General features: G+C 45.7%; 23 protein-coding genes, 1 tRNA gene and 1 pseudogene. 12 read left to right on the top strand and 13 right to left on the bottom strand.

Annotated features, from left to right (window positions below; translation table 11 throughout):
* Positions 1 to 119 precede the first annotated feature (119 nt).
* Both QUA71_RS22860 and QUA71_RS22855 read right to left on the bottom strand, forming a co-directional pair.
* Positions 120 to 1,142, bottom strand: a complete 1,023-nt coding sequence (locus tag QUA71_RS22860) for a glycosyltransferase family 2 protein (RefSeq protein WP_445243820.1) — start codon at positions 1,140 to 1,142, stop codon at positions 120 to 122.
* Positions 1,143 to 1,218: 76 nt separating this feature from the next.
* On the bottom strand, positions 1,219 to 1,950 hold the full coding sequence (locus tag QUA71_RS22855) for a C40 family peptidase (protein WP_333288519.1): 732 nt from the start codon (positions 1,948 to 1,950) through the stop codon (positions 1,219 to 1,221).
* A 95-nt stretch (positions 1,951 to 2,045) separates the two neighbouring features.
* Here QUA71_RS22855 and QUA71_RS22850 point away from each other — a divergent pair, with 95 nt between their 5' ends.
* The gene (locus QUA71_RS22850; RefSeq protein ID WP_333288517.1) at positions 2,046 to 2,984 is read left to right on the top strand and encodes a serine hydrolase; all 939 of its coding nucleotides are present in this window, start codon (positions 2,046 to 2,048) and stop codon (positions 2,982 to 2,984) included.
* Between the two features lie 154 nt (positions 2,985 to 3,138).
* On the opposite strand, the gene QUA71_RS22845 is transcribed toward QUA71_RS22850, so the two are convergent.
* The 4 genes from QUA71_RS22845 to alr form a co-directional block, all read right to left on the bottom strand.
* Positions 3,139 to 3,227 (bottom strand) — tRNA-Ser (locus QUA71_RS22845).
* 97 nt (positions 3,228 to 3,324) lie between these two features.
* Entirely contained in the window at positions 3,325 to 4,464 is a 1,140-nt protein-coding gene (locus tag QUA71_RS22840) for a patatin-like phospholipase family protein (protein ID WP_333214025.1), read from the bottom strand.
* Between the two features lie 47 nt (positions 4,465 to 4,511).
* Positions 4,512 to 5,408, bottom strand: coding sequence for a mechanosensitive ion channel family protein (locus tag QUA71_RS22835; protein WP_333288515.1), 897 nt, complete (start codon positions 5,406 to 5,408; stop codon positions 4,512 to 4,514).
* A 198-nt stretch (positions 5,409 to 5,606) separates the two neighbouring features.
* On the bottom strand, positions 5,607 to 6,809 hold the full coding sequence (gene alr, locus QUA71_RS22830) for an alanine racemase (RefSeq protein WP_333288514.1): 1,203 nt from the start codon (positions 6,807 to 6,809) through the stop codon (positions 5,607 to 5,609).
* Between the two features lie 134 nt (positions 6,810 to 6,943).
* Between alr and QUA71_RS22825 the strand changes: the two genes are divergently transcribed.
* Positions 6,944 to 8,527, top strand: a complete 1,584-nt coding sequence (locus QUA71_RS22825) for a peptidoglycan-binding protein (RefSeq protein WP_333288512.1) — start codon at positions 6,944 to 6,946, stop codon at positions 8,525 to 8,527.
* Between the two features lie 95 nt (positions 8,528 to 8,622).
* On the opposite strand, the gene QUA71_RS22820 is transcribed toward QUA71_RS22825, so the two are convergent.
* The 5 genes from QUA71_RS22820 to QUA71_RS22800 form a co-directional block, all read right to left on the bottom strand.
* Positions 8,623 to 9,657: an S-layer homology domain-containing protein gene (locus tag QUA71_RS22820; protein ID WP_333288510.1), complete on the bottom strand. Its 1,035-nt coding sequence runs from the start codon at positions 9,655 to 9,657 to the stop codon at positions 8,623 to 8,625.
* Between the two features lie 35 nt (positions 9,658 to 9,692).
* Positions 9,693 to 10,964, bottom strand: coding sequence for a transposase (locus QUA71_RS22815; RefSeq protein ID WP_333288508.1), 1,272 nt, complete (start codon positions 10,962 to 10,964; stop codon positions 9,693 to 9,695).
* Positions 10,965 to 11,236: 272 nt separating this feature from the next.
* Entirely contained in the window at positions 11,237 to 12,118 is an 882-nt protein-coding gene (locus QUA71_RS22810; RefSeq protein WP_333214036.1) for a hypothetical protein, read from the bottom strand.
* Positions 12,119 to 12,361: 243 nt separating this feature from the next.
* Positions 12,362 to 12,967, bottom strand: coding sequence for a DUF1517 domain-containing protein (locus tag QUA71_RS22805; protein WP_190657330.1), 606 nt, complete (start codon positions 12,965 to 12,967; stop codon positions 12,362 to 12,364).
* 470 nt (positions 12,968 to 13,437) lie between these two features.
* On the bottom strand, positions 13,438 to 13,980 hold the full coding sequence (locus tag QUA71_RS22800; protein ID WP_333288506.1) for a hypothetical protein: 543 nt from the start codon (positions 13,978 to 13,980) through the stop codon (positions 13,438 to 13,440).
* A 357-nt stretch (positions 13,981 to 14,337) separates the two neighbouring features.
* Between QUA71_RS22800 and rfbB the strand changes: the two genes are divergently transcribed.
* The 4 genes from rfbB (at position 14,338) to hpsJ-A (ending at position 18,207) form a co-directional block, all read left to right on the top strand.
* On the top strand, positions 14,338 to 15,444 hold the full coding sequence (gene rfbB, locus QUA71_RS22795; protein WP_333288504.1) for a dTDP-glucose 4,6-dehydratase: 1,107 nt from the start codon (positions 14,338 to 14,340) through the stop codon (positions 15,442 to 15,444).
* Between the two features lie 387 nt (positions 15,445 to 15,831).
* Complete coding sequence (gene crtA / locus QUA71_RS22790) at positions 15,832 to 16,683, top strand: cyanoexosortase A (protein ID WP_190657336.1); 852 nt, start codon at positions 15,832 to 15,834, stop codon at positions 16,681 to 16,683.
* The gene (locus QUA71_RS22785) at positions 16,683 to 17,351 is read left to right on the top strand and encodes a cyanoexosortase A system-associated protein (protein WP_333288502.1); all 669 of its coding nucleotides are present in this window, start codon (positions 16,683 to 16,685) and stop codon (positions 17,349 to 17,351) included. The genes crtA and QUA71_RS22785 overlap by 1 nt, the downstream gene beginning before the upstream one ends.
* 178 nt (positions 17,352 to 17,529) lie before the next feature.
* Complete coding sequence (gene hpsJ-A, locus QUA71_RS22780) at positions 17,530 to 18,207, top strand: HpsJ-like protein, cyanoexosortase A-associated (RefSeq protein WP_190657340.1); 678 nt, start codon at positions 17,530 to 17,532, stop codon at positions 18,205 to 18,207.
* Between the two features lie 685 nt (positions 18,208 to 18,892).
* On the opposite strand, the gene QUA71_RS22775 is transcribed toward hpsJ-A, so the two are convergent.
* Entirely contained in the window at positions 18,893 to 19,534 is a 642-nt protein-coding gene (locus QUA71_RS22775; RefSeq protein WP_333288500.1) for a cofactor assembly of complex C subunit B, read from the bottom strand.
* A 90-nt stretch (positions 19,535 to 19,624) separates the two neighbouring features.
* Complete coding sequence (gene rpaB, locus QUA71_RS22770) at positions 19,625 to 20,356, bottom strand: response regulator transcription factor RpaB (RefSeq protein ID WP_071587789.1); 732 nt, start codon at positions 20,354 to 20,356, stop codon at positions 19,625 to 19,627.
* 164 nt (positions 20,357 to 20,520) lie between these two features.
* Between rpaB and radA the strand changes: the two genes are divergently transcribed.
* The 6 genes and pseudogenes from radA to QUA71_RS22745 all read left to right on the top strand — a co-directional run bounded on the left by radA (position 20,521) and on the right by QUA71_RS22745 (position 24,234).
* The gene (radA, locus tag QUA71_RS22765; RefSeq protein WP_333288498.1) at positions 20,521 to 22,077 is read left to right on the top strand and encodes a DNA repair protein RadA; all 1,557 of its coding nucleotides are present in this window, start codon (positions 20,521 to 20,523) and stop codon (positions 22,075 to 22,077) included.
* 84 nt (positions 22,078 to 22,161) lie between these two features.
* Complete coding sequence (locus tag QUA71_RS22760) at positions 22,162 to 22,344, top strand: DUF2281 domain-containing protein (RefSeq protein WP_333214052.1); 183 nt, start codon at positions 22,162 to 22,164, stop codon at positions 22,342 to 22,344.
* A gap of 92 nt (positions 22,345 to 22,436) precedes the next feature.
* Positions 22,437 to 22,661 carry a hypothetical protein gene (locus QUA71_RS22755; protein WP_333288496.1) on the top strand — a complete coding sequence of 75 codons (225 nt, stop codon included), beginning with the start codon at positions 22,437 to 22,439 and terminating at the stop codon, positions 22,659 to 22,661.
* 127 nt (positions 22,662 to 22,788) lie between these two features.
* Positions 22,789 to 22,869: pseudogene (locus QUA71_RS29370) on the top strand (type II toxin-antitoxin system HicA family toxin); the annotation flags it as partial.
* 109 nt (positions 22,870 to 22,978) lie between these two features.
* On the top strand, positions 22,979 to 23,833 hold the full coding sequence (locus QUA71_RS22750; protein ID WP_333288494.1) for a TIGR02587 family membrane protein: 855 nt from the start codon (positions 22,979 to 22,981) through the stop codon (positions 23,831 to 23,833).
* Positions 23,830 to 24,234, top strand: coding sequence for a TIGR02588 family protein (locus tag QUA71_RS22745; RefSeq protein WP_333288492.1), 405 nt, complete (start codon positions 23,830 to 23,832; stop codon positions 24,232 to 24,234). The genes QUA71_RS22750 and QUA71_RS22745 overlap by 4 nt, the downstream gene beginning before the upstream one ends.
* Positions 24,235 to 24,397 lie beyond the last annotated feature (163 nt).

The raw sequence follows: 24,397 nt of genomic DNA, 5'->3' as shown, positions 1-24,397 counted from the left end.
ATTTTAGATTGGAGAATTGAAGATTAGGAAGTAGTTTTGAGTTTTGAGTCTTAAATGATTTAACTTAAAACTCAAAACTTTTCCTTTTTTTATCACCTAGTCTAATTGGAATCAACCCCTTATTTAGAACCAAACACCTCGCGCACCCGATAAATCGGTTTTCCCTGCGACTCGTGATAAGTCCGCATCATCACTTCCGCCAGCAAACCAAAACAAAATAACTGCACGCCAGTTAACAGCAAAACCACAGCCAAAATCAGCAAAGGACGATTGCCAATACTTTGACCAAAAGCCAATTTCAGAAAAGTCAAATAAATTCCTAAAACCGTTCCTAACGTCATAGAACTCAGTCCCAAAAGTCCAAAAACGTGCATCGGTCGAGTCAGGAACTTTTTCATAAAAGAAATAGTTAACAAATCCATCAACACGCGAAAAGTCCGCCAAATTCCGTACTTACTTTGACCGAAACGGCGGGCGTGGTGTCGCACAGGCAGTTCTGCAATTCTCGCCCCTTCAATAAACGCCAAGGCAGGCAAAAAGCGGTGCAATTCCCCGTAGAGATTCAAGTCTGCTACCAACTCGGATTTATAAGCTTTCAAAGAACAGCCGTAGTCATGCAAAGTTACGCCTGTAACGCGACCAATTAACCAGTTAGCAATTTTAGAAGGAATCAACCGGCTAATAGTATTGTCTTGCCTATTTTTCCGCCAGCCGCTAACTAAATCGTAGCCTTCATTTAACTTTGACAACAATAGCGGAATATCAGCAGGGTCATTTTGCAAATCGCCGTCTAGGGTAACAATAGCACGGCCGCGAGCGCGATCGAAACCCGCCGACATGGCAGCAGTTTGCCCGTAATTGCGGCGCAAAATTACAGCACAAAGGTCATCGCGAGTGCTGGCTAACTGCTGGAGAAGTTCAGCAGAACCGTCCTTAGAACCGTCATCTACACAAATAATTTGATAGCTGAGTCCAGATGGTTGGATAGAAGAGGCGATCGCCTCAATCAAATGAGGCAAACTTTCCACCTCATTATACACCGGCACCACCACTGAAACGTCGAGAACAACCTCAGCGCCAGCCTGCTGTGCAGCCAATTTTTCCAAAAATAATGCAGCGTCCATTTCTTTGTTAGATAACATCAGTAATCATTAGTCATTGGTCATTAGTCATTAGTCATTAGTTAACAGTCAACCGTCAACCGTCAACCGTCAACAACTAATGAGGTTGATAACTTGCCACAACTTTACCATATCCCCGCAATTGCTGGTAATAAGCTTGACTGACTAGATCGCCATCGTCCGACAAAACATCGATACCGATACCGTTGCGACCTTGTGCTTTTCCAGAACTGTGAATGTAGCGATTATCTCCGAGATACAATCCTACATGAGTTGCTTTTTCTGGCGTACCAAAAAATACTAAATCCCCCGGTTCTAAAGCACTGATACTAACAGGTTTAGTAAAAGCTTCCTGCTGATAAGCATCCCTCGGCAACCAGATGCCGGCAGCCACAAAAGCCGCTTGCATCAAGCCAGAACAATCATAATTCGGCCCGACTGTACCGCCCCAAAGATAATAATTGGATTGGTTCATAGCCTCACGAGCGAAAGTAATTACTATTGGTAATTTTTCCTTGATTTCTGCCTCAGAAAGCACCAGAGGATGATACACTGTTTCTGTCGGGTCGAGCAACTCAACATCTCGAATATCCAGCCATCCCGGATAATCATCTTCGCACAGCCGCACCATCACAGCCGTTGTATCCCCCTCAACAACCGAGTCTATGCCATTTCTCCCCCCCTTCATAAGCTGGGGGGGGTCAACTACTCGCAAATGTCGCCCCAGCGCTGCTTGAGTGGCCAATCGATCGCACTTTGGGGAATCGTAAATATTTATGTGCGATCGGGTTCGGTACTCCACAACATCAGATAATTGATAATTGGCCATTGCTAATTGCTCATTGTTTGCTGTTAATTGTTCGCATTTAACGATAGATTGCCATTAGCTGCTAGCCGTTAACCGTTAAGCGTCAGCCATTAACCATGACATTTTTTCACCAAGACGAACAATTAGAAACCCTCGGCAGTAGCATTATAGACTCCGCATTGTCAGAATTTACAGGATTAAGTGGCGATCGTACAGCCATTACCTGGATAGTCTACGATCCGCCGGTGCGAGTAAATACAGGCGGCGCCCTGAGTCCAGAAGAATTTTGGAAATATCAACCGCGAGGTTTTAGCGCTAGAGCTTCCGAACGAATTTATCCCGCCAGCATCGTTAAATTATTCTACCTCGTTGCCATCTGGGAATGGGCGCAAAAAGGCATGATTAAAACATCGCCAGAATTAGAACGCGCCGTCCGAGATATGATAGTTGATTCCAGCAACGACGCCACCAGTTTAGTAGTAGATGCCCTTACCGGCACCACCAGCGGCCCAGAATTATCACCCGCGCCCTTTGAAACTTGGAAACAGCAGCGAAACATCGTCAACCGTTACTTTCAATCATTGGATTGGCCGGAATTACAAAATATTAACGCCAATCAAAAAACCTGGTGTGACGGCCCCTACGGTCGCGAACGAGCATTTCTGGGAGAATTAATGGAAAATAGAAATATGCTGACCACAAATGCAGCGGCGCGTTTGCTGCACAGTATAATCGGCGGCGTAGCTGTTTCTGCCCAAGCATCGCAAGAAATGATGGGTTTAATGAAACGCAGTTTAGACCCAGCAGAATTAGAGGCAGATCCCGAAAATCAAGTAACAGGTTTTTTAGGCGGGGGATTGCCAGAATCAGCAAAATTGTGGTCAAAAGCGGGACTGACAAGTCAAGTTCGTCACGATGCGGCTTATATTGAAATAGCGGGTTTGCGACCGTATTTGTTGGTTGTATTTACCGAGGGCAAAGAGAATAGCAAGAATGAAGAGATTTTGCCATTTATATCGCGGCAAGTTGTCGAAGCGATGAAAGTGCTTAATTAGATTTAGTAGTTGATTATTGCGGCTAGACTAGACTTGAACTGCAAAAATAATTTGGACGGGCTAGAAGCCCATCCCACAAAATTTTCTTGTGGGATGGGCTTCTAGCCCGTCCAAAAATTTGATTAAAAGGAATTTTTTCCTAGAAGCTCTAGAACGGAGAGGGAGGGATTTGAACCCTCGAAGGATGTTAACACCCTTAACAGATTAGCAATCTGCCGCTTTCGACCACTCAGCCACCTCTCCAAGATGACAGTAACTAACTATAGCACACACATCTTATTTTTGCCAACCCCTAATTCAAAAATTCCTCAATCCCTTACTCTGTCTAGCATCCGCGACATCAACCGCCAGCCTCTGCCCCAAAGCCCCTAGCCTTCAAGTGCTTGTCCCAACTAAAATTGGAACTCAAAAAGAACCTCTTAGTATACATATATCCCAAGCGGTACAGGTGAGCCTTGCGATCGCCATCGAGATTAAAGTCCGTCGTCGTCACTCCAGCTTCAGTCACATCAATATTAATCACCCTGCCTTTATCCATTTCTCGCTGGTGATAGCGGTCTCTTGCTTTCATCATCGTTCTGAACATCGCCGCCAGCATCGACAGGGGAGTATCAATCTTAGCTTTAGTCTCAATTCCGGTATCGACTAATCGAAACCCAAAGGTAAACCAGCGCGGCGACGCAGGAGTCGCACCGACGGATTGTTTGTCATAAATCCACAGGGGGAAATTGCTCAAAATTCCGCCATCTACAATTAAGTCATCGCCGAGTTTTCCTGGTTCAAAAAATAGCGGAATACTCATCGACAACCGAACGGCTTCAGCGACGCTAAAATGTTCAGCGCTTGGGAGGTGCAACTGCTCGTACAAAGCATCGGAATCTGTCGATTCGCGCCGATGTAAGTCGTCGGGAAGCACCAACATTTCACCGCGAGTGAGGTTAGATATTACTACTTTTAATTCCCGGTCTTTTACGATTTTTTTGACATCGGCAAAAGTTTGCAAGTTACCTCGACCGAGCATTGCTTCCAGCCACTGCCGGAAAGGCTGCGCCGAATATTCTCCCATTTGACGGCTAACTGTTAGAAAAAGTAGCGTCCAAGCTGGGGATTGCAAATCATCGGCGGGGTCGCCGTTTAAAATTAGAGGACTATTTTTTTGAGTTAAAAATATGCTGTAATCGAGCTGACCTAAAATTTCCTCTAAATCATCAATTGACAAGTCGGTTGCCAATACTGCGGCAGTAATTGCACCTGCCGAAGTGCCGGCTAATTTTCGCCACCGGATGCCCAAATCGCTACAGCACCTGAGTGCTCCTAAAAATGCAACTCCGCGCACGCCGCCGCCTTCAAAAACCCCGTCGGCATATATTTGACCGTTTTCGTCGGGAGGCGGAAATTTGCTGAGAATTGTTTGTTTCTCCGTTGCGGTCATTCTGACACCGGGTTCTTGCAAAATTTGCTGCGGATACCACTTGCTCATGGGAAATACCTCGGATCAATTTTGGGTTTTAGATTTTAGATTTATATCTATTGTTCTTGATTGTTGTCGGCATCCATTGCCTCTTTGACGTATTGTTGAACTTGCGATCGCACTTGTTCGTAGGCCACCGACGCGCACCAAGGTCGGAGAGATAAAATAGTTGTATCGGGAGTAATCTCGGCCACCAAACAAGTCGGGGGCGGATTCTCCAGCACCAGCGGGTGAGAGTGGGCAATCTCTAATAACTCAGCCACTGTCTGACGGATCGGCCGATCGCCAATATCAATCTTCAAGTCTACTCGCCTCGTTCCCATTGCCGTTGTATTTTTCAATGTACCGTTAAACAACTGATTGTTCGGGACAATAATTTTTATCCGATCGTCTGTCACCACGGTTGTTGAAAAAATCCCGATGCTGTCCACCACTCCCTTAACATCCCCAGCTTCAATCCCATCTCCGACTTCAAAGGGGCGCAAACTAATCAACATTACCCCAGCAGCAAAGTGCGACAAAGTATTTTGCCACGCCAAACCGATCGCCAAACCCGCGGCACCCACCACCGCAACCACACTGGTAGTTTGAATTCCCAACTGACTCAAAGCGGCGACTACTCCCACTACCAAAATCGTAATTTCAGCAGCTTGAACTAAGAATTTCCGCAGCGTGGCTTCGGTGCGACTCAGTGCTCGGCGAGTCACGCGGCCCGCAAAGCCGATCGCAAATCGCGTAATTAACAAAATGCCGATCGCCCACAGCAGTTGAGGTACAATTTTAAACCCCAATTCTACGAATTTTTTCGAGAATTCTTGGGCTACTTCCAAGGCTTGTGTTCTTTCTGCATTTAGCTGAGTATAGAAGGTTTGAGCTATTGGTAAAAACGTCTGAATAACTGTCATATCAATTGGGAATTGGGAATTGGGCATGAGGAATTGGGCATTGGGCATTGGGCATTGGGCATTGGTAAATGCAGTCTTAGTCTTCTCGCTCACTCCGAGAGTCCGACGGGGGTTGAAAACCCCTGTCTCATAGCTAAAGTCCTCTAAAAGAGGACTAAAATCAATAATTTCCTTGCTCAAACTCTTGAGTCGGTTTTAACCGACTTTTGCTATGAGGCAGGGGTTTAAACCCCTGCCGGACTACTGCTAATAGTGTACTGCTACGCGGGGCAATCGGTGTTTAAAACTGCAGAGAATTTCCCACGAAATAGTTCCTAAAGTCGCGGCCCAATCGTCTGCAGTAATTTGATATTCCCCATCTTTGCCCAACAGCGTCACCACTTCGCCGACTTCTAAATTGGGAATATCAGTTACATCCAGCATTAATTGATCCATCGTTACCGCGCCCACTTGCCGCACGAACTGACCCCGGACTAAAACCTGCATTTTATTAGAAAGATTGCGCGGAATGCCATCTGCATAGCCGATACCAATTACGGCAATCTGTGTCTGGCGCTGAGCTATAAATTTATAGCCGTAACTGACGCCGGTTCCTGCTTCAATTGTTTTCACCTGCGTTACCCTAGCTTTTACCTGCATTGCGGGCTTCAAATTGGCGATCGACTGCAAGTGAGGAGCTGGATAAAGACCGTAGGTAGCTAAACCGACTCGCACTAAATCGTAGTGCAAAGCCGGGTCAGCGAGGGCTGCAGCAGAGTTGGCCAAGTGGAGGCGAGGGGGGTTAATTCCTGCTATTTTAATTTGCTCGATCGCCTGTTGAAACCGCTGGTGCTGCTCTCTCATAACTGCGGGGTCGGGACTATCTGCTGTCGCCAAGTGAGAGTAAATGCTGGCTAATTTTAAATTGGGCAACCGCTTGACTAATTGCACAAATTCTGTTGCTTCTTGCCAGGGCGTACCCAAGCGAGACATTCCCGTATCTAACTTAGCGTGAACCGGCAAACATTGGTTCAGATCGGCGAGAACTTCGGAAAAAATTAGGGCTTGTTTGGCAGTACAAATAGTGGGCTGCAAGTGCCAATGGGCGATCGCCTTTACCTGTTCCGGTGTATGGGTTGCCCCCAACAGCAAAATCGGCGCTTCTATCCCAGCTTCTCGCAATTCTATTCCTTCGGGAATTGTCGCCACTCCCAGCCAACTAGCCCCTGCTTGCAATGCTATTTGACTGACTGCAACAGCACCGTGACCGTAAGCATCGGCTTTCACAACTGCCATCAGTTCTGTGTGGGGAGATAAGAGCTTTTTAAGCTCTTTTACATTGTGAGTTAAAGCTGCTAAATCCATTTCTACCCAAGCCCGCTGGCAAAGTCCCCCGTCGCCGTCCCCCAGCAACGTCTGGCGGGATTCTTTTGTCGTTGATTCTGCGGTTGTTTTTTCCCCACTCCACATTGTCGATCGCTCCTACTTGCTGGCACCATTAAAAACTGCTTGGAGATTTTACCCTAAGTTTGATTATAATAAGATTCTCTCTTTCATCAAAGTTAACTGGTGTATCATAGCACCAAAAATACCCGGTAAAAACTATGGACGGACTGGCCTACCTACATTTAGCTGAAACTTGGGAAACGGCTGCGGGTCAAGCTCGATCGACCCACTCAAAAATGCACCGGAATTTAGCCTATACTCCTTTACTTTTCTTTACGATCGCTCTCACAATTGTCAATTTAGTCAATCCCGCACTCGCCATCAAAAAAGGTGATTCAGGCCCGGAAGTAGCCCAACTTCAGAAAACTCTACAAAACGCAGGCTATTTTAGCGGTAAGGCTACAGGATTTTACGGTTCTCTCACCCAGGCTGCAGTGAAAAAGTTTCAAGCAGAGAACAACCTGAAAGTTGACGGAATTGTCGGCCCTAAAACCTTGTCAGCACTCAAAGGTAAGCCGGAAGACGCCAGCATGGAATCTGCGGAAAAAATCTCGCCAAATGTCGATCGATCTTCCCCCTCTCCTACCGCCACAGATAACACAAACGAACTCGACGAAGATCAAACTAACACTCAGACCCAAGAACCTCTATTTCAAGAACCCTCTTTACCGCCCTTTAAAACTGAAAATTCCGAGGATAAAGAAAGTGAATTGCCACCCACCAAGCTCGAAAATCCTCCCGATAATACTCAAGGAAAAATGACCTTGAAAAAAACAATTTACGGTAACATATCGCCAAAATCAATAGTTTATTCGGGAGCGGGTTTGTTTTTTGCTCAAAACATGATGTACCGCCACACAATCACAGTTTATGACAGGAATTTTAAATTAGTCAAGACTATTCCCGATACCGTAAACTTGTCGAAGTTCGGGTTTTCTAAATTCAAAGGCAATTATAAAGGCTCTCCCGTAGAAGCGGCTTTTTCAACAGACGGCAAATATGCCTACGTCTCCAACTACAAAATGTACGGTTCCGGGTTTAGAAATCCGGGAACCGACAGGTGCTCTCCAGCGGCCAAACATGACCAAAGTTTTCTGTACCGCATCAATACCCAAACTTTGAAAATAGAAAAGGTAATTCCTGTAGGTGCAGTTCCGAAATTCAATGCTGTTTCCCCTGACAATCGCTTCGCCCTCGCTAGCAATTGGTGCAGTTGGGATTTGAGCGTAGTTGATATCAATAAAAATCTCGAAATCGAGCGAGTGAAACTGGGTGCATATCCTCGGGGTATTGTGGTTACTCCCGACTCAAAAAATGCCTATGTTGCCATCATGGGTTCTTCCGATATTGCGAAAGTGAATCTCATCGACTTTTCGGTAGAATGGCTCAAGAATATTGGCAATGCGCCGCGTCATTTGACGATCGATCCCAATGGAAAGTATCTTTATGCCACTTTAAATGGTGAAGGAAATGTGGCAAAAATTGACCTAAAAATGGGTAAAGTCGTGGACAAAGTTTCTACAGGAAAAGCACCTCGCAGCATGACAATTTCCGATCAGGGAAAACTGCTTTATGTAGTCAACTATTTCTCGAATACTGTTAGCAAAGTTAGGACGAGCGATATGAAAGTGCTGCAAACAGTGAAGGTTAATTCAAGTCCGATCGGGATTACTTACGATCCGGAAACTAATCAGGTTTGGGTAGCTTGCTATTCGGGCAGTATTATGGTGTTTCAAGATTAATTTAGCTGCTTCGTAGTGAAGGCTTCAGTCCTGACTACAAACAATAACGATTAAATGTTATTGTGGGGCGGGCTAGGAGCAACGCCCCTAAAATATTATTTGGGCAGCTTTAAAGGCTTGACAACATACTCTGAAGACTTAGCAGGTACTTTGCCTTTTTTGGCCATAGCTTGGTAAATCATGGCTGCTACTTCAGCACGAGTTGCTGTTTTATTAGGCTGCAAAAGTGTGCGCTTCGGGTGGTTGACAACAATGCCAGCTTCTGTGGCTGATGCTACTTTGTTAACTGCCCATTTCGGCACTTTTGCCCTGTCTGTATAAACTTGTAAAGTTTTGGTTGCTTTTGTGGATGGTTTCAGGCTCAAACCGCTCGCTAAAGCTGCGATGACTTCGACACGCGGAATCTGTTTTTCGGGACGGAACTCATTGTTTGGGTATCCTTTAAGATATCCAGTTTTGACGGTGTGGTCGATCGCAGGACCGGCAGGACTCTTGTCTTTTACGTCTTTAAAATCAATTGGTTTTCGGATCGGTTGTTTGTCGTCGGACATTCGCTGAATTAAGCGCGCTAGTTCGGCTCGCGTCATCGGTTCGTCTGGACGAAATTTGCTGTCGCTGGACTCAGCAAAAATTTTCCGATCGACTAAGGCTAAAATGAACGGACGCGCCCAATATTTGTCTGGAACATCGGAGAATCTAACGGGCCCAACTTTGGGTTGATCGGCTTTGGGTTTATCGCCTTTCGGTTTGGTAATTGCTGGAGCGGGAGTCGATCGCGCAATTGGCTTGGGAGGAACAACGATTACACCCACCGGAGGATTTTGCGGTAAAACCGGCCCTAAAGGTCCCACAGGTGCGGCATCCGGTTCTGAGGGAAGGAGCGTTTTAGCGGGCGATCGCAAATCGGAACTGGGCGATTCGGGTGTTAATATTCCCGGAGTCGCGGGCGTAACAGCAGGTTGAGAAAAAACGGCTGGAAATTGCCAATTTCGGGCATTCAATCGATCGGGATTTTTACCTGTTACCCAAAATAAAATTGCTCCCATCGTGCCGAAGGCAACCAAGATCGCAATCAATTCATCCAATCCTAGAGGGTTTCTTTCCCCTGACGGGGGTTGTGAAGAAGACATATTGTCACCTACATAGCTGGTAAAAGTATAGTCGTTTATGACATGACATGGGAGGCATTAAGTCCCTCCCCTTTCACTTTTACTTTGAGCGGATTGACCCGCCTCGGCTGAACTACGCAGCTCTCTATCCCATTGCTAAACGCATTTGGGACTGCTTTTCTGAGGATATTGTAAGACCCGTTGACATCAGAGTTAATTAATTGACCGACCGATGTCTTGTATAAACCTCTCTTAATTCGCTTGCCACTAAATGCGACACCATCAGCGCCAGTATGCCCGTACACAGGAATCGGATCTAGATTCAGGAAGTTCGACTTAGATGTGTAAGATTCTTCTTGCACGATCACCCTAATCCCAACCAGTCGAGCTTTGTATTCCAACATCTCAATTAATCGAGCGTGAGGAATACTGACGAAGTTTTGGTTGGTTTGCTTTCCTAAATCAATTTCGGTTTTCCATTGTGCATTCTTGCCAATTACTAGGGTCCCAATTTGTTTGGCGACCAAGATACCGATGATTAGCCGACTGGCGTGATGCAAGTAATTATCGACTTTTTGGTTGCGACAGCGAGTTAAGCGCTGAATGCGGGGCGAACTCTTGCGACTTCCTTTTAACTGAGATTGTAAGTGTGAAGAGCGTTTGTTGTAGAACTGGTTAATCGATTTTAATGGTCGCCCGTTAATCAGGAGAGGGATGAAACCCGGCTGATTTGAAGTTAACGCCACTAAACTATTCAGTCCTAAATCAATACTAGCTGCCCAAATATCGTTACTGACGGTGGACTCCGGCTCATTATAAATCACCTCAATCACATACGAATCACATTTGGGAACCAGCCTAACTTGGCAAATTTGATCGGGATTTACTTTGGTCTTTATCAAGATTTCCGTACCCGAAAGCTTGATAATTCCTTTCTTCAATTGCTTGCTGCTAATCGCCTGAATCGTATAGATAAGAATATTACGACCCTTGGCTTTATCCTTATATTTTGGTAGCTTCGGACGACCAGTAAATTTAGAGGAATCAATTTTGTAAGCTTTGACTGCTTCAAAAAACGATTTCCAATTCTTGTCCAATACCATCAAAATTTGTTGACTAACCTTGGCGGGCATTGCCTTGTAAGCTTGATGAGATTTCATCAAACGGTTCATCTCGTTGTAGTTGATGTAACCCCATCCATAAGTAAAACTCTGACGAATGACGTAGTTGGCGGCATTGTAGAGATTCTTGGATTTAAAGGCTAATTCATCAATCTGGGCGAAACGATGTTCCGTAGATTTAATGATGTGCCTCTCTGCTAGTTGCATTTAAGGTTTCCCTTCTTTAAGTCATGTGTTTTTTACTCGAATAATCAGATAATCTGATACTACTATTGTTGATTGATGCTTACAAACTTAATGAAGTTTCACAATACCACTGTAGAAATTAAATCACCTATTTTTGGGGTCTGGGGGAAACAGAGAAGGCTAAATCAATTATTCCAAAGTTTTCCTTCTCCCTACCTGCGGTGGCGTGGCATCGGGAGAATAATAAAATCAACTTTTACCGATGTCAGTTGCTGATTTTTGCCATTTTCAACTCAGCGCCTTCTACTCCCGAAAGAGCGATTCCGACTCGGTTGACGAGAATTCCTGCCGCTACCAAAACTCGGCTGTCGCTTGTATTGATTTTGACGTTGCTGCGGCGATCGCCTCAAAGTGCTGCCACCGTAACCCGAACCGGTCGATCGATTGCCATTTGGCCGTGCTGAGGGTCTTACTGGCTGGTTATAGGTGGGCGATCGCAAGCGGCCGGTCGTCCTTAAAACTTGACGGTTTCTCACAGCCGGAGGCGGAGTTCGATAGCGAGTTTCATACTGCTGAACAGCTTGGCCGTAAGTATTACCATACCCGCCATATCCTGTCATAATCCCCGGCTGATAGACTGGCGGCATATAATATCGCGGTCTAAATAACAAACTGCCGATCGCCTGACCGGCTATAGCCCCAGCAAACGGTGCCCAGAAGCCTGATTGCTGTCTCACTACTACGGTTTGGGGCTGACCTGTTTGAGGATTCGGAACAGTTTCGGTAACGTTGTGAACGTACTCAATTTTAAAATCTTCTGTCAAATGCAAAACCGCTTGATTGTTATCCACATTTAGATAACTTTTCTTGCCTGCCGATATTTCTTCATCTGTTAAGCGAGCCATTTGCAAATCCCTAGTGCGGTAAACTGGGGGACTGCCGGGGGGAGTATTCAGCAACATCAAACTGTATTCGCCATCAGCATCGTCGTAGGTAGCTTGCTGTACGGGATATTGGCCTTGAGCCAAGTTATTGTTTGGTGCCGGGCGCACTGTGTTAATATTTGGATTGCCAGCAGGATTTGTATAAGTTTGTGTGCGAGGTGAACCGCAGCCGATTGCCGTCCCCAAAAAAGTTAAAGCCATTAAATAAATTGTCAGTTTTCGCAGCATCATAAATAGTAATTGGTAATGAGTAAATACAGCCTATTCCATCTTTAACAAGTACAGTAGCAGCTATATTGTGGGGTGTTAATCTGTAGGCTGCGTCGCTGCAATATTTTGGATAAAACTTGCAGATTGTTACTAGCGACGCACCTTAATCCCTAGAAAATTCTGTGTACTACATATACAGGGAATGTGCTGTGGTAATTTTGGTAAATAGTAATTGGTAATTTCTCCCTCTTCCTTCTTCCTTCCTTAAATGGGAATAAGTTCGGGGAAATTGACCAACACTTGGTCGTTGGTAAGTTCGTCTCCCAACTGTGCGGGAGAAAAGTGAACTTGCACAGCTCGGAGCCTTTCTTGGTAATGTAAATTAATCAGGGCTTTTAAACCGACTTTCAGCGTGCTGATGTCAGCGAGGTCAGTTTCTAGGGCAGGAACTTCCCCTTCATACGCAACTGTCAGCATCACTACGATATTTCTAGTTATCGGCAAAGACAAGGGGGATTTTTGATCGTAAACAGATGTGCTGTATTGAGGCTCGCTGAGATAGCGATCGGCTGAATCAATGAAAAGTTCATCCACATAATCGCCGGCTTCCCCTTCATTCCAAAAAACATCGCCCTCATTGGCGGCTGACTGCCAGTAGTTGTCGTACTGCAACAGGTGATTGCAAATTTCTACCAGACCTTCTCCTAAAACTACTATGTCGCCATCGGCATCGATTGCTTTTCTAGCGGTGCGGTTGAGAACTCCTAACAGCGGTGCAACTTCTTCGCCTGTTAGGTGAACGAACACGCGGCAAACTGCCAATCTAGTTTTACCTGTAAATTGATTGAATCGATCGCGCCAAGCATTCATAATAACCTATAGTTGTAATCTGTAGGGCTATATTTTCCACCATAGCAGGGGATTTGAACTCTTGCCGTCTACCCTCAGATTGATCTGAAGAGTATTTTTAGCGATCGCCTCTGCCGGGTACTGTTTCGCTTTGAGTCATCTAATTTTATAGCAGTTTTCACTCGGATCAAATACAGTTCAAATACATTAGGGAAACGCCACAGCCTTGTCCTGACAAAGAGCGGCGACTTTTAATAATTAATTAGTATGAGATTGATGATTGTAGCAAGAGTTTTTTTAATTGATATTAATTTAGCGCTCGTTTGCTTGGCCGGAATATAATATTGTGTGCTATCGATTCATCTGTCTATTGTTTGCAGTGCTTCGCGATCGCAATGACAAGAAATTGTAGGGTAGATAATTTCCACTCAAAAAACCTCCAATCTGGGAAGATTGGAGGTGCGCTAAGCGAATACTTTGGTCTGAGATAACTATTTGACGATCGCGCTTTGGACTTGTTCGATCGCAATTTCAGAACTCAACTCAGCAACTGGCGAAACCGGCAAATCCAGCTCACCGCCAGGAGCTTCTGGGTGTTCGCGAACGGCTGCAACCGCATCTGCTGACTCAGCTACAGCACCCGCCGGCGCCAAATCGAGCAAGGCAGGAACTTCCATGTGTCCAGAAACACCTGCATCTGCGATCGGAGCCGATTCTTCAAAAACTTCAAAATTATCGGTCATCGCAGCGCAAGCAGCAGAAGCGCGCTTGCCGGCGCGGTAGCTCATGTAGGCCGCACCCCCACCCAAAACTCCCGCCAAACCGAGGAAACCGAGAGCTGCTGTTTTGTAAGATTTCCACGGATTGATTCGCTCCGAGCCGCCGGAACCTAGGATCGTTGTCGCAGAACCAGATTTAGCCGCCCCAGATTTGCTGTAGGAACAGGGGAAAGCAGATGCAGCGTCACCTATGGCGATGCTGCTTGCGATCGCGACGACGGAAGCAATGCCAGCTAACACTTGAAACTTCTTCATGGTGCTCTGGAGATTGTAAAGGATAATTAAAAAATTAATGGTAACAGCTCTTTACAAATGTATCAACTCTGCGCGCCGCCCATATCGAGGATCGATCGCAAAAGTCAGCTATAGCCTCACGCAATTCAAATTTAAATTTGCCTGCTTAAAAATTTGCAATGCTTGCTCTGTAAGCGTTTCGGCTAACAGCTCGGTATAAGTTCAAGTTTTGTGAACCAATACTTCGATCGCGCCCAAATTAGAAAATCTGAGGTGAGATTGTAGAAAATTTAGTTACATGGCCGCAAACACTTGGTGACAAACTACTTTTAAGGCTACTTTTGTAAAGGCTTAGTTATTGGAATAACTCTTATTTTTATGACAGACAACGCGAATCAAGGCATTGAGCGAACCCCTCGCCGATTGTTGGTGACGGGCGGGGCTGGATTTATCGGCTCGAATTTTGTGCATCACTGGTGCAGCAGCTATCCGGGCGATCGAGTAGTCGTACTCGACGCTTTAACCTACGCCGGAAACAGACAAACCCTGGCAACTTTGGAAGGAGGCGAAAATTTTCGGTTTGTGCAGGGGGATATTTGCGATCGTACCCTAGTCGATACCTTGCTCAAAGAAGAAAACATCACCACAGTCGCCCACTTTGCCGCAGAATCCCACGTTGACAGGTCAATTATCGGGCCTGCAGCCTTTGTTCAAACAAACGTTGTCGGAACCTTCACACTTTTAGAAGCCTTCCGCAAGCATTTTGAAGCAATTGATGAGGCATCTCTCAAAGCACAAATGCGCTTCCTCCACGTTTCTACCGACGAAGTTTACGGCAGTCTCGGCCCCGATGACCCAGCCTTCACAGAAACAACTGCCTACTCGCCCAACAGTCCCTACTCAGCCTCCAAAGCTGGCAGCGACCACCTCGCCCGCGCCTATTTCCACACCTACGGCGTCCCGACAATTATCACCAACTGTTCCAACAATTACGGCCCCTATCATTTCCCAGAAAAGCTCATTCCATTAATGTGCATCAATATGCTATTGGGCAAACCGCTGCCTGTTTACGGCGACGGTCAAAACGTGCGAGATTGGCTCTACGTTCTCGACCACTGCCGCGCTTTAGATGCCGTTATTCACCGTGGTCAGCCTGGGGAAACCTACAATGTTGGCGGCAACAACGAGGTAAAAAATCTCGATCTAGTAAAAATGCTGTGCCAGCTAATGGACGAATTAGCTTCTGATTTACCCGCCCGTCCTTGCGAACAATTGATTACATTTGTCAAAGACAGAGCCGGGCACGATCGCCGTTATGCTATTGATGCCACCAAAATTAAAACTGAGTTAGGTTGGACTCCCTCAGTAACAGTTGAAGAAGGTTTGCGGCAGACTGTAGAATGGTACTTAGCCCATCGGGAGTGGTGGGAACCCCTGCTTTCGGAGGAATATCAAACTTACTACCGGAAAGTCTACTCTAATTAATCTACTCTTGGACGCACGGGCTACCAAAAACCAGCACCGGTAAAAAACTGGTTTTCAAGCTCAAGAGTGCGTCCAAGAAATCTTTCTGTCTTGCCTTCAAGCTTTTCATTTAAACTCTAGGCGCAGAAACCGGGTTTGAGGGAATAAAATCTTTCGGGGAGTGCGATCGATCACAGTTAAAAAACCTGTTTTCTTTAATCTTTGCGCCTAACTTCAGATTTAATTAGGTGGAGGGAACTATCACACACATTCGCCATTGTCAATCTTTGTGAAGATTTAGTTAAAAATCACCCCAAAGGCATAAATTCAAGTGTTTGTAGCTGATAATTTTAATAGAGTTACAAGATTAAGCATTTTAGAAGCTTTTAGGAAAAACAAAAAGCACCAATGACCGAAATAAACTGGCTCAAGCACGTCCAAGAACCTAAATACTGGCTGTTAGGCATCGCCTCCGGTTTGATAGCCTTACACCTAACTCTGACTTCCAGAACCAACGACACTGACCTGTTCGGTACAATGTTCCTGTTTTGGGGAGTTGTAGCATTTCTCATTTGGGAAAGGCACGAATCCTTAACTTTTGAAAGCGGAATTTTCGCCAGCTTCTTTGGGTCATCCTTAATTGCTTTAATATTGCTCAAAAGTTCGTCGATATCTGGATACGACTTTTTTATCAGAGCAACGCCTTTTTTGTCTGGAATCAGTCTTGCATTGCTGGCTTCTGGAACAAAAGGACTGAAACAATATTGGCAGGAACTTCTAATTCTTGCGTATACAGCTATTCCTCCCGGATTGATCGGAGTCTTCGTTGATGTCCCCAAATTAACAGCAAAATTTTCAGCTTTCATCCTGCATTATATAGGATTTGAAGTTGTGCAGAAAGGGGTTTATCTAATCCTGGAAAAGGGCAGCGTGGAAGTGAATCACGGCTGTTCCGGGGTGAATGCGATGCTACAATTGTTAGGACTAGCTCTGGTTTTCTTACTGATGTTTCCTACCACTACGAGTCAGAAAATTGTATTGCCATTCGTCGCAATAATTACTGCATTTGTAGTGAATGCCGCGCGAGTTGGTCTCCTGGCCGTGCTGGTATCGCTATCTCAACCCGAAGCATTTGACTACTGGCACGAAGGAAATGGTTCGGTAATATTTTCTATGATTGCTGTATTTATTTTCGGGTTATTCTGCTGGTTTGCAATTTTGAAAGACCAACCCCAAAATAAGGAAGGACAGAATTGCTAATGGCTATTACCTCTTGGAAACCAGTTAGGCTTTCCCTGTTGGCTGTTACTTTGGGAGGGGTTTTGTTGGTTGCCGGAAAATTGGTTTTCTATCCCTCTGTAGGCAAAAATCTGGCAACCCCGTTTGAGTTTCCCGAGTCGGTGCCTCTAGCCGATTGGAAAATGCAGAAGAGCGCGCCGCTGAAAATTAGCGGCAATTCAGAATTCAAAGCTGCCAGGAAATATGAATATCAAAAAAATAGCATGGCTCTCGAAATAGAGATGCGCTATGCGGTAGACACCATTGGGCAAGTGGAAGGTATGATGAAAGGACATACAGTTCTCAAGTCGTCTCCTGGTAAACTAACATTGGCAAACACTCAAGCCGCGGGGTTTCACGGAATTTTGCAACAGCAAAATCGACTTTATTTGAGTTCGTGTATCAATCCTAATGGCAGTGCTACAGTAACTTCCCAACAGTTTAGATATAATCGAAATACTCGCGATTGGCAGCCAAACCGTATTCTGTTTTGGTTGTTGGGTAGGGGAAATATTCAAGACCGGCGCTGTTTGTGGACTCAGATGTCTGTGCCTTTGGATAAAACAACTCCAGAAGATGCCAAAAAAATTCTAGAGAATGCTTGGGTTTCTTGGTATGGGTGGTGGCAGCCGCGATTCCCCGAGCCTTGACTCGATTCAGTCGATTTTAGCTTTTAGCTTTTAGCTTTTAGATTTACTCCACAGGTGAATCGGGAAGCTTGAACAAAAGTCTAAAATTTTTGATTCTCCACGACTGTTGTCGGGGACTTGTATCCGTTATTGGGCGGGTTCAAGAGAGATTTTTCTTAACAACAACTCTGATTATTTTATGAATGACTTACAAGGCGAACAAGGTTTTTCTATCTACAGACTGCGTTGGATTGGCTACGGTCTATTAATTCTGTCTGTATTAGATGCGATTGCAGTTCTTATACCAGCAAATTTTGGCAATCGCCTCTGGGAATTGCAAACGATTGGGGCTGTAGTTGAACGGGTGCCAGTTCCTTTACTGGCAATGGCGCTGATATTTTTTGGAGAAGGGTACGATCGCAGAGGTTTGGAAGACTTGTTTTTGAAGGTTTTGTCTTGGGTGTGTCTGCTGCTGGCCCTGGTTTTTCTGTTGATGCTACCTTTGGGAATTTTTGGCGCTATCTACGTCAACAACCAAAATAACCAGCAAATTACTACTCAAGCCAACCAACAATTAGCTCAGTTGCAGCAGGTGGAAGAACGGCTGAATAAGGGTAGTCCTGAAGATTTAAGGAATTTGGCCGGGGAACTTACCCGTTTGGGGGTACCAGCGGATACGCAAAACCCACAGCAATTGAAAGAGCAAATTCTTTCGAGAATTACTCCGGCTAAGGACCGGTTGCAGACGCAAAGCGCTGCGGTTAAGTCAAGTCAGCGCTTGGGGTTATTTAAAAATGCTATTAAGTGGCTGCTGGGCGCGCTGATTTCTAGTGTTTTGTTTTTTACGCTGTGGCGCGGTACTGACTGGGCTCGGTAGTAGTTTTGAGTTTTGAGTTGAGAGTTTTGAGCTAGTAAGGTGCGCTGCGGCGCACCCGGAGAGCGTTGTTGAGGACTAAGAGCCGCCCTGTGCACGCAGCCGGCTCAGGAGTGGCGAAGAATACCCTCAAACCCTGCAAATTTTGTTGGGGGGCTCGCTCGCTCTTCTTCTTTTCAAAAGATATCGGTATTGACATACTCACGCCCGCTAAAGCAACGGTGATTCTTGACACTTAGCTGAGATGTGCTAGCAAGCCAGTCTTACCTTCTCTCCATGTCCGTTTTAAGTCTCCCAATGCCCTACGGCGACTTTTCTGTTTTGTACGCAAGTAAAATACTTGTTTGCTTTTAGGGTTGGACTTCCATTGCCCGGCGTTGCTTCCCCTGTTTCTGATCGCAACTCTGACAGGACTTTCAACCAAGCTGTTTATTTTGGAGTATCTCAAATCTGGGCGGGTCTGTGACCAATCCTATTTTGACACAAAGCCGTGCTAGAAGCACGGGGTTTTAAACCCAATTTTCCGATAAATCTTGTTTATTGCCGATAGCCAACACCTAGAATGAGGCAAATCCGTCGTTAGCGCAGCCCTCGAAGTCGATCGCACTTTCACAGGGCTGCCATTGTGCACTCCACAATCTAAAATCCACAATCTAAAATCCACAATCTAAAATCTAAAATCTAAAATCTAAAATTGATTGATGGTATTTTCTAGTTTGTCGGCAATCCCTTCAATCCAGTTTTCATCTTGTTTGGTGTAGCTGCGGGGCGCGTTAGCACCTAAGATTAAAACGCCTTGGCTGCCGATCGGCTGACAGATAACTCCTTGAGTATTTTCTGGCAAATAGTCAAATTCAATTCGCCCGGGATAAATATTGAGATTTACTAAATAAACTGGTTTGTTTTTGTCGAGCACTCGCTGCAAAATCGGCCCGGGTTTAACTTCGGGATTGATGCCTAAAATACCGCGGCGCAATAAAACTTTTCCCTGATACACAATTACGATCGACCTTGTGGCGGTATTTGTCAACAGCAAACGCGACGCCCAAGCTAATTCTATTTTCACAGCCTCCGGCAAATCCGGCGCAAATTCAAAACCTTCTTCGCCGATAAGTTTTACCGAATCCGGCGATCGCGCTTGCACCTGCTGCCACAGCAAACCTGTTAAAATCAGCAAAGCGCTGATAATTACTCCCAAAGCGTCCGATCGAGCTTGAGAATCTGTGATTTGCTCTGTCAGCAAGCGGTTCACCATTAGCAGCGTACCTGCTAACCCTCCTGCAACTAAGGGCAATTGCCGCAAAACTTTATTGGGATCAGATTTAGTCATTAGTCATTAGTCATTAGTCATTAGTCATTGGTAATTGGTAGTTGGTAATTTAACTAATGCCAACTGCCAACTGCCAACTGCCAACTGACTTTATCCTACTTCTCCAATTTCGACAATTCGCTGGAAGAGATAGCCGGTGCCGCGGGCGGTAAGAATTAATTCGGGATTGCTGGGGTCGTCTTCCAACTTTGCCCTAAGCCGCGAGATGTGAACGTCCACTACGCGGGTGTCTACGTGGCGTTCTGGCGTGTATCCCCACACTTCCTGCAAAATTTCCGATCGCGAAAAAGGCTCTCCAGAACGGCTGACAAGCAGTTCTAACAGGCTGAATTCCATGCCCGTGAGCCGAATTCGTTCGTCGCCTTTGTAAACTTGGCGCTTGTTGGTGTCAATCCTAATATTGGTGACGTGGATGACTCCGGAGCTGGGAATGCCCGATGCTCCGTTTTTGTCAACCCTCCGCAGTACCGAACGGATGCGGGCTTCGAGTTCTTTGGGAGAGAAAGGTTTGACGACGTAATCGTCGGCGCCCAATTCTAAACCGGTGATGCGATCGGCTACGTCTCCCAAAGCGGTTAGCATGATGATGGGCACGTCTGACTCTTTACGCAACTCCTGACACACGCCGTAACCGTCTAGCTTCGGCATCATAACGTCCAAAACCACTAAGTCGGGTTCGGTGTTGCGAAAAGTTTCGAGAGCTTCTTCGCCGTCAGCAGCGGTGACGACATCGTAGCCAATCATGGAAAGGCGAGTCTCCAGAATGCGGCGGATACTGGCTTCGTCATCGACTACCAGAATTTTTTCTTTATGGTTTTCCAAGTTACCGAGCACTCCTTAAGTTACATTTCAGATAATGTTAATTTTTTGTACCCTATCATAGAAGACACAAATTGAATTATGTGTGGGGATGGGTCTGAAAGCTTGATAAGTGCTTTAACTCAGACTTTTCTAAATGTTAGGGTGACTATTTATCATAGTAAACAATGCCTAAGCCTCGAATACAATATATTTGTCGGGAATGCGGGTATGATTCACCACAATATTTTGGCAGGTGTCCTAGCTGTCAGAAGTGGGATTCTTTTGACGAGCAGTTAGAACAACCTACTGCTGCTGTGTCGCGGGCTGGTTTAACTGGGGTGACAACTAAGACAGTGGGCGGTTCGCCCCCTGATAAGTCGAAGGGTCAACCAAGGGTATCTTTCAGATTATCGCAGATTTCCGACCAAACTCAGTCTCGCTGGCCTTCTGGTTACGGGGAACTCGATCGAGTTTTGGGAGGCGGGATTGTTCCCGGATCGCTGGTGTTGATTGGCGGAGAACCGGGAATCGGGAAATCGACGCTGCTGTTGCAGGTGGCGAATATGTTGGCCCGCAAGGATCGGATACTGTATGTCAGTGCGGAGGAGTCCGGCCAGCAGGTGAAGTTGCGATCGCAGCGTTTGGGCGTAGCTAATCCGGTTGATTTGTCAAGCAACGGCGGGCATAAATCCGGCAGCAACGGGGAAGCTAAAAAGGATTCGGAGGACAATTCAGCGGAGAATTTCTATTTGCTTCCCGAGACGGATTTAGAAGTTGTTTTGCGGGAGTTGGAAGCGCTGAAACCGAATGTGGCGGTGATTGACAGCATCCAAACTATTTATTTTGCTAGTTTAACATCGGCTCCGGGTTCGGTGGCTCAGGTGCGGGAATGTACTTCGGCTTTGATGCAGGTTGCGAAAAGGGAAAATATTACTTTATTTATTGTCGGTCACGTTACGAAAGATGGAGCTTTGGCGGGACCGAGGGTTTTGGAACATTTGGTAGATACTGTACTGTATTTTGAGGGCGATCGCTTTGCTTCTCATCGACTTTTGCGATCGATGAAAAACCGTTTTGGCGCGACTCACGAAATCGGTGTTTTTGAAATGGTAGCCAACGGTTTGCGAGAAGTAGATAATCCATCGGAGTTGTTTTTAGGGAATAGAGATGAATTTTCTCCCGGTACTTCGACGACTGTTACTTGCGAAGGAACTCGACCGATTTTAGTGGAAATTCAGGCGTTAGTTAGCCCTGCAAGTTTTGGTTCGCCGCGCCGCACTACTACTGGTGTGGACAATGCTAGATTGCAGCAAATTTTAGCTGTTTTGGAGAAAAGGGTGGGGATTCCTTTATCTAAATTAGATGTGATTTTAGCGACGGTGGGCGGGTTGAAGGTGGATGAACCGGCGGCGGATTTGGCAGTTGCGATCGCCGTTGTGGCCAGTTTTCGCGATCGGGTGGTTGATGCACGCACTGTTTTGCTCGGGGAAGTGGGTTTGGGAGGACAGGTGCGGCCGGTTTCCCAATTAGAGTTGCGGCTGAGGGAGGCGGCGAAATTGGGTTTCAAAAGGGCGATTATTCCTAAGAATCAACCGGTGCCAGAGTTAGGAATGGAGATTATTCCGGTGGCGAAGGTAATTGATGCGATTATTGCAGCGATTCCGGCTACTCCTGCTCAGTTGCAGTCGGTTGATTTGGAGTTACAGTCTGTTGATTTGGAGGAAGATGATTTGTTGAATTGAGTTAAAAGAGTGATGTTTGAAATTGATAGTAAGGAGCCACGAATTATGTATCAAGTAGACCTTGTTGAAGCAAAATAAAAGCTTTTGGAATTAATCGAAGCGGCAATGAGAAGGGAAGAAATTGCGATTACTCAAGATAACCAGCCTGTTGTAAAATTGGTAGTAATTCCCAAACAAGCTAAACCCAATCGACAAGCAGGAAGTGCTAAAGGAATGGTTTGGATGTCCGATGATTTTGACGAACCGCTAGAAGAGTTTAAGGAGTAGATGGAATGAGGCTGTTGGACACTCATGCCTTTATTTTGATGCTTATGCGCGGCTGTAGTGAATTAAGTTAGTTAAAAAATAAAGAGGCGAAGATGAAACAATGTAGAATCATCCTTGAAAAACATCCTGATGGTTATGTAGCCTATCCCCTCGGAATCAAAAGTACCGTCGTTGGTGAAGGTGACACCTATGAGGAAGCCTTACCTGATGTCACGTCAGCTATTCGTTACTACATCGAAGTATTTGGCAAAGAAACCATGGAAAACGAATCACCTGCGATCGAGACTTTTTTAGTAGAAGCAGAGGTGGCTATTTAATGTCAAGTTTCCTGTCGATGCTTCTAAAAGACGAGTCATCAAAACATTTCAGTTGTTGGGTTTTCGGATTATTAGAGAACGCGAACATATTGTCATGGTGCGATAGAATCAGGATGGAACGGAGACTCCGTTAGTAATGCCTAACCACGATCAAATAAAATCAGGTACACTGAGAGCAATTTGTACTCAGGCGGGAATTTATAGATAGTAATTTTTAATAGCTTATGCACCAAGTTGAGTGCAAATGCTATCTACGATAACACTTGAAATATGTTAAATTATAGATTGCCTTTTTTGAGGTACGTTTTCACTAAAAAATGAAGAAATCAAAAAGACGTAAAAATCAGTGGTCAAGTGAACTAAACGACATCATTCGAGGTGCATCGGGCGGCTTTTTGTTCGGTACTCCCCTGCTTTATACGATGGAGGTTTGGTGGATCGGTTCGTATACTACACCAGCGGAAATGTCGATCGCGATCGCAACTACTTTTATCGTCGTTTTCTTGTTGACTCGCACGGAAGGTTTTCGCAAAACTAAGGACATCCGCTGGCTAGATGCTGCAATCGATACCGTAGAAGCGATCGCCATCGGCATTGTCTGCGCGGCTTTGATCCTGTTTTTGCTCAGGGAAATTACGCCGCAGACTCCGCTGCAAGAAACTTTGGGGAAAATCATCTTTGAAGGCCTGCCGTTTGCGTTGGGAGTAGCCCTGGCAAACGGTTTCTTAAGTGGCGATCGCTATCAAAGTTCAGACAGCGACAACGAACCTACCATTAATCCAACTCTAGCAGATATCGGCGCTACTTTAATCGGCGCGATGATAATTGCTTTCAATATCGCCCCTACTGACGAAATTCCCATGCTAGCGGCAGCGATTTCGCCGCCTTGGCAATTAGCAATTATCGCCGCTTCGCTGCTAATTTCCTACGGTATTGTATTTGTAGCAGGCTTTACTTATCAAGCAAAACGGCAGCAACAGCAAGGGATTTTTCAGCGTCCCCTCAGCGAAACTGTCATGGCGTATTTAGTGTCGCTGGCGGCTTCTGCATTTATGATGTTTTTCTTCCAAAAACTCAGTTTTGACGACCCGTGGTCGATTTGGTTGAGCTATACCTTAGTATTGGGATTGCCGGCGACTATTGGCGGCGCGGCGGGGAGGTTGACGGTATGACGGAAAGTAATAACGAACAGCAACCAAAAAGAACTTTGGCGGAAGGGGTGACATTTGCGATCGCCTGCTTCATCCTTTTTACCCTCACCGGACTCGTACTCTACAACTGGCTGGCTAAAAAGCAGGAACCTCCGATTATTTCTGTCACTCGCAACACGCCTATTCGCGAAACTCAAGGGCAATTTTACGTACCGTTTACCGTAACTAACACGGGCGGCGAAACGGCCGAATCAGTGCAGATTATTGCCGAATTGCGCGTCAATGGCGAAGTCGTTGAATCCGGCGAGCAACAAATAGATTTTTTGTCAAGCGGCGAAACGGAAGAAGGAGCTTTTATATTCAGCCGCGACCTCAGTCAAGGTGAATTGATTGTGCGAGCGAGCAGTTATCAACTACCTTAACAAAGTTTTCAACTCTCGTGTCCGGTAAGTGTGACCCTAATAAAATTTTGTCGCTGGGTGGGGGCGGGTTTAAAAATACTTTGGTTATTAACCCTCTTTTGTCACTCTCGTGGTAGTATAAGCAGTGACACACCCCAAAAGCATTGCCAGTCCTATGGTAGAC

The organism is Microcoleus sp. MON1_C5, assembly GCF_036701875.1.
Lineage (GTDB): Bacteria > Cyanobacteriota > Cyanobacteriia > Cyanobacteriales > Microcoleaceae > Microcoleus.
This window is presented reverse-complemented; position numbering and strand designations above follow the sequence as displayed.

What these genes read in the sequence shown, in the direction of transcription:
- QUA71_RS22860 (WP_445243820.1), bottom strand. Translation starts at nt 1,142, where the DNA reads ATGTTATCTAACAAAGAAATGGACGCTGCATTATTTTTGGAAAAATTG.
- QUA71_RS22855 (WP_333288519.1), bottom strand. Translation starts at nt 1,950, where the DNA reads ATGGCCAATTATCAATTATCTGATGTTGTGGAGTACCGAACCCGATCG.
- QUA71_RS22850 (WP_333288517.1), top strand. Translation starts at nt 2,046, where the DNA reads ATGACATTTTTTCACCAAGACGAACAATTAGAAACCCTCGGCAGTAGC.
- QUA71_RS22840 (WP_333214025.1), bottom strand. Translation starts at nt 4,464, where the DNA reads ATGAGCAAGTGGTATCCGCAGCAAATTTTGCAAGAACCCGGTGTCAGA.
- QUA71_RS22835 (WP_333288515.1), bottom strand. Translation starts at nt 5,408, where the DNA reads ATGCCCAATGCCCAATTCCTCATGCCCAATTCCCAATTCCCAATTGAT.
- alr (WP_333288514.1), bottom strand. Translation starts at nt 6,809, where the DNA reads ATGTGGAGTGGGGAAAAAACAACCGCAGAATCAACGACAAAAGAATCC.
- QUA71_RS22825 (WP_333288512.1), top strand. Translation starts at nt 6,944, where the DNA reads ATGGACGGACTGGCCTACCTACATTTAGCTGAAACTTGGGAAACGGCT.
- QUA71_RS22820 (WP_333288510.1), bottom strand. Translation starts at nt 9,657, where the DNA reads ATGTCTTCTTCACAACCCCCGTCAGGGGAAAGAAACCCTCTAGGATTG.
- QUA71_RS22815 (WP_333288508.1), bottom strand. Translation starts at nt 10,964, where the DNA reads ATGCAACTAGCAGAGAGGCACATCATTAAATCTACGGAACATCGTTTC.
- QUA71_RS22810 (WP_333214036.1), bottom strand. Translation starts at nt 12,118, where the DNA reads ATGATGCTGCGAAAACTGACAATTTATTTAATGGCTTTAACTTTTTTG.
- QUA71_RS22805 (WP_190657330.1), bottom strand. Translation starts at nt 12,967, where the DNA reads ATGAATGCTTGGCGCGATCGATTCAATCAATTTACAGGTAAAACTAGA.
- QUA71_RS22800 (WP_333288506.1), bottom strand. Translation starts at nt 13,980, where the DNA reads ATGAAGAAGTTTCAAGTGTTAGCTGGCATTGCTTCCGTCGTCGCGATC.
- rfbB (WP_333288504.1), top strand. Translation starts at nt 14,338, where the DNA reads ATGACAGACAACGCGAATCAAGGCATTGAGCGAACCCCTCGCCGATTG.
- crtA (WP_190657336.1), top strand. Translation starts at nt 15,832, where the DNA reads ATGACCGAAATAAACTGGCTCAAGCACGTCCAAGAACCTAAATACTGG.
- QUA71_RS22785 (WP_333288502.1), top strand. Translation starts at nt 16,683, where the DNA reads ATGGCTATTACCTCTTGGAAACCAGTTAGGCTTTCCCTGTTGGCTGTT.
- hpsJ-A (WP_190657340.1), top strand. Translation starts at nt 17,530, where the DNA reads ATGAATGACTTACAAGGCGAACAAGGTTTTTCTATCTACAGACTGCGT.
- QUA71_RS22775 (WP_333288500.1), bottom strand. Translation starts at nt 19,534, where the DNA reads ATGACTAAATCTGATCCCAATAAAGTTTTGCGGCAATTGCCCTTAGTT.
- radA (WP_333288498.1), top strand. Translation starts at nt 20,521, where the DNA reads ATGCCTAAGCCTCGAATACAATATATTTGTCGGGAATGCGGGTATGAT.
- QUA71_RS22755 (WP_333288496.1), top strand. Translation starts at nt 22,437, where the DNA reads ATGAAACAATGTAGAATCATCCTTGAAAAACATCCTGATGGTTATGTA.
- QUA71_RS22750 (WP_333288494.1), top strand. Translation starts at nt 22,979, where the DNA reads ATGAAGAAATCAAAAAGACGTAAAAATCAGTGGTCAAGTGAACTAAAC.
- QUA71_RS22745 (WP_333288492.1), top strand. Translation starts at nt 23,830, where the DNA reads ATGACGGAAAGTAATAACGAACAGCAACCAAAAAGAACTTTGGCGGAA.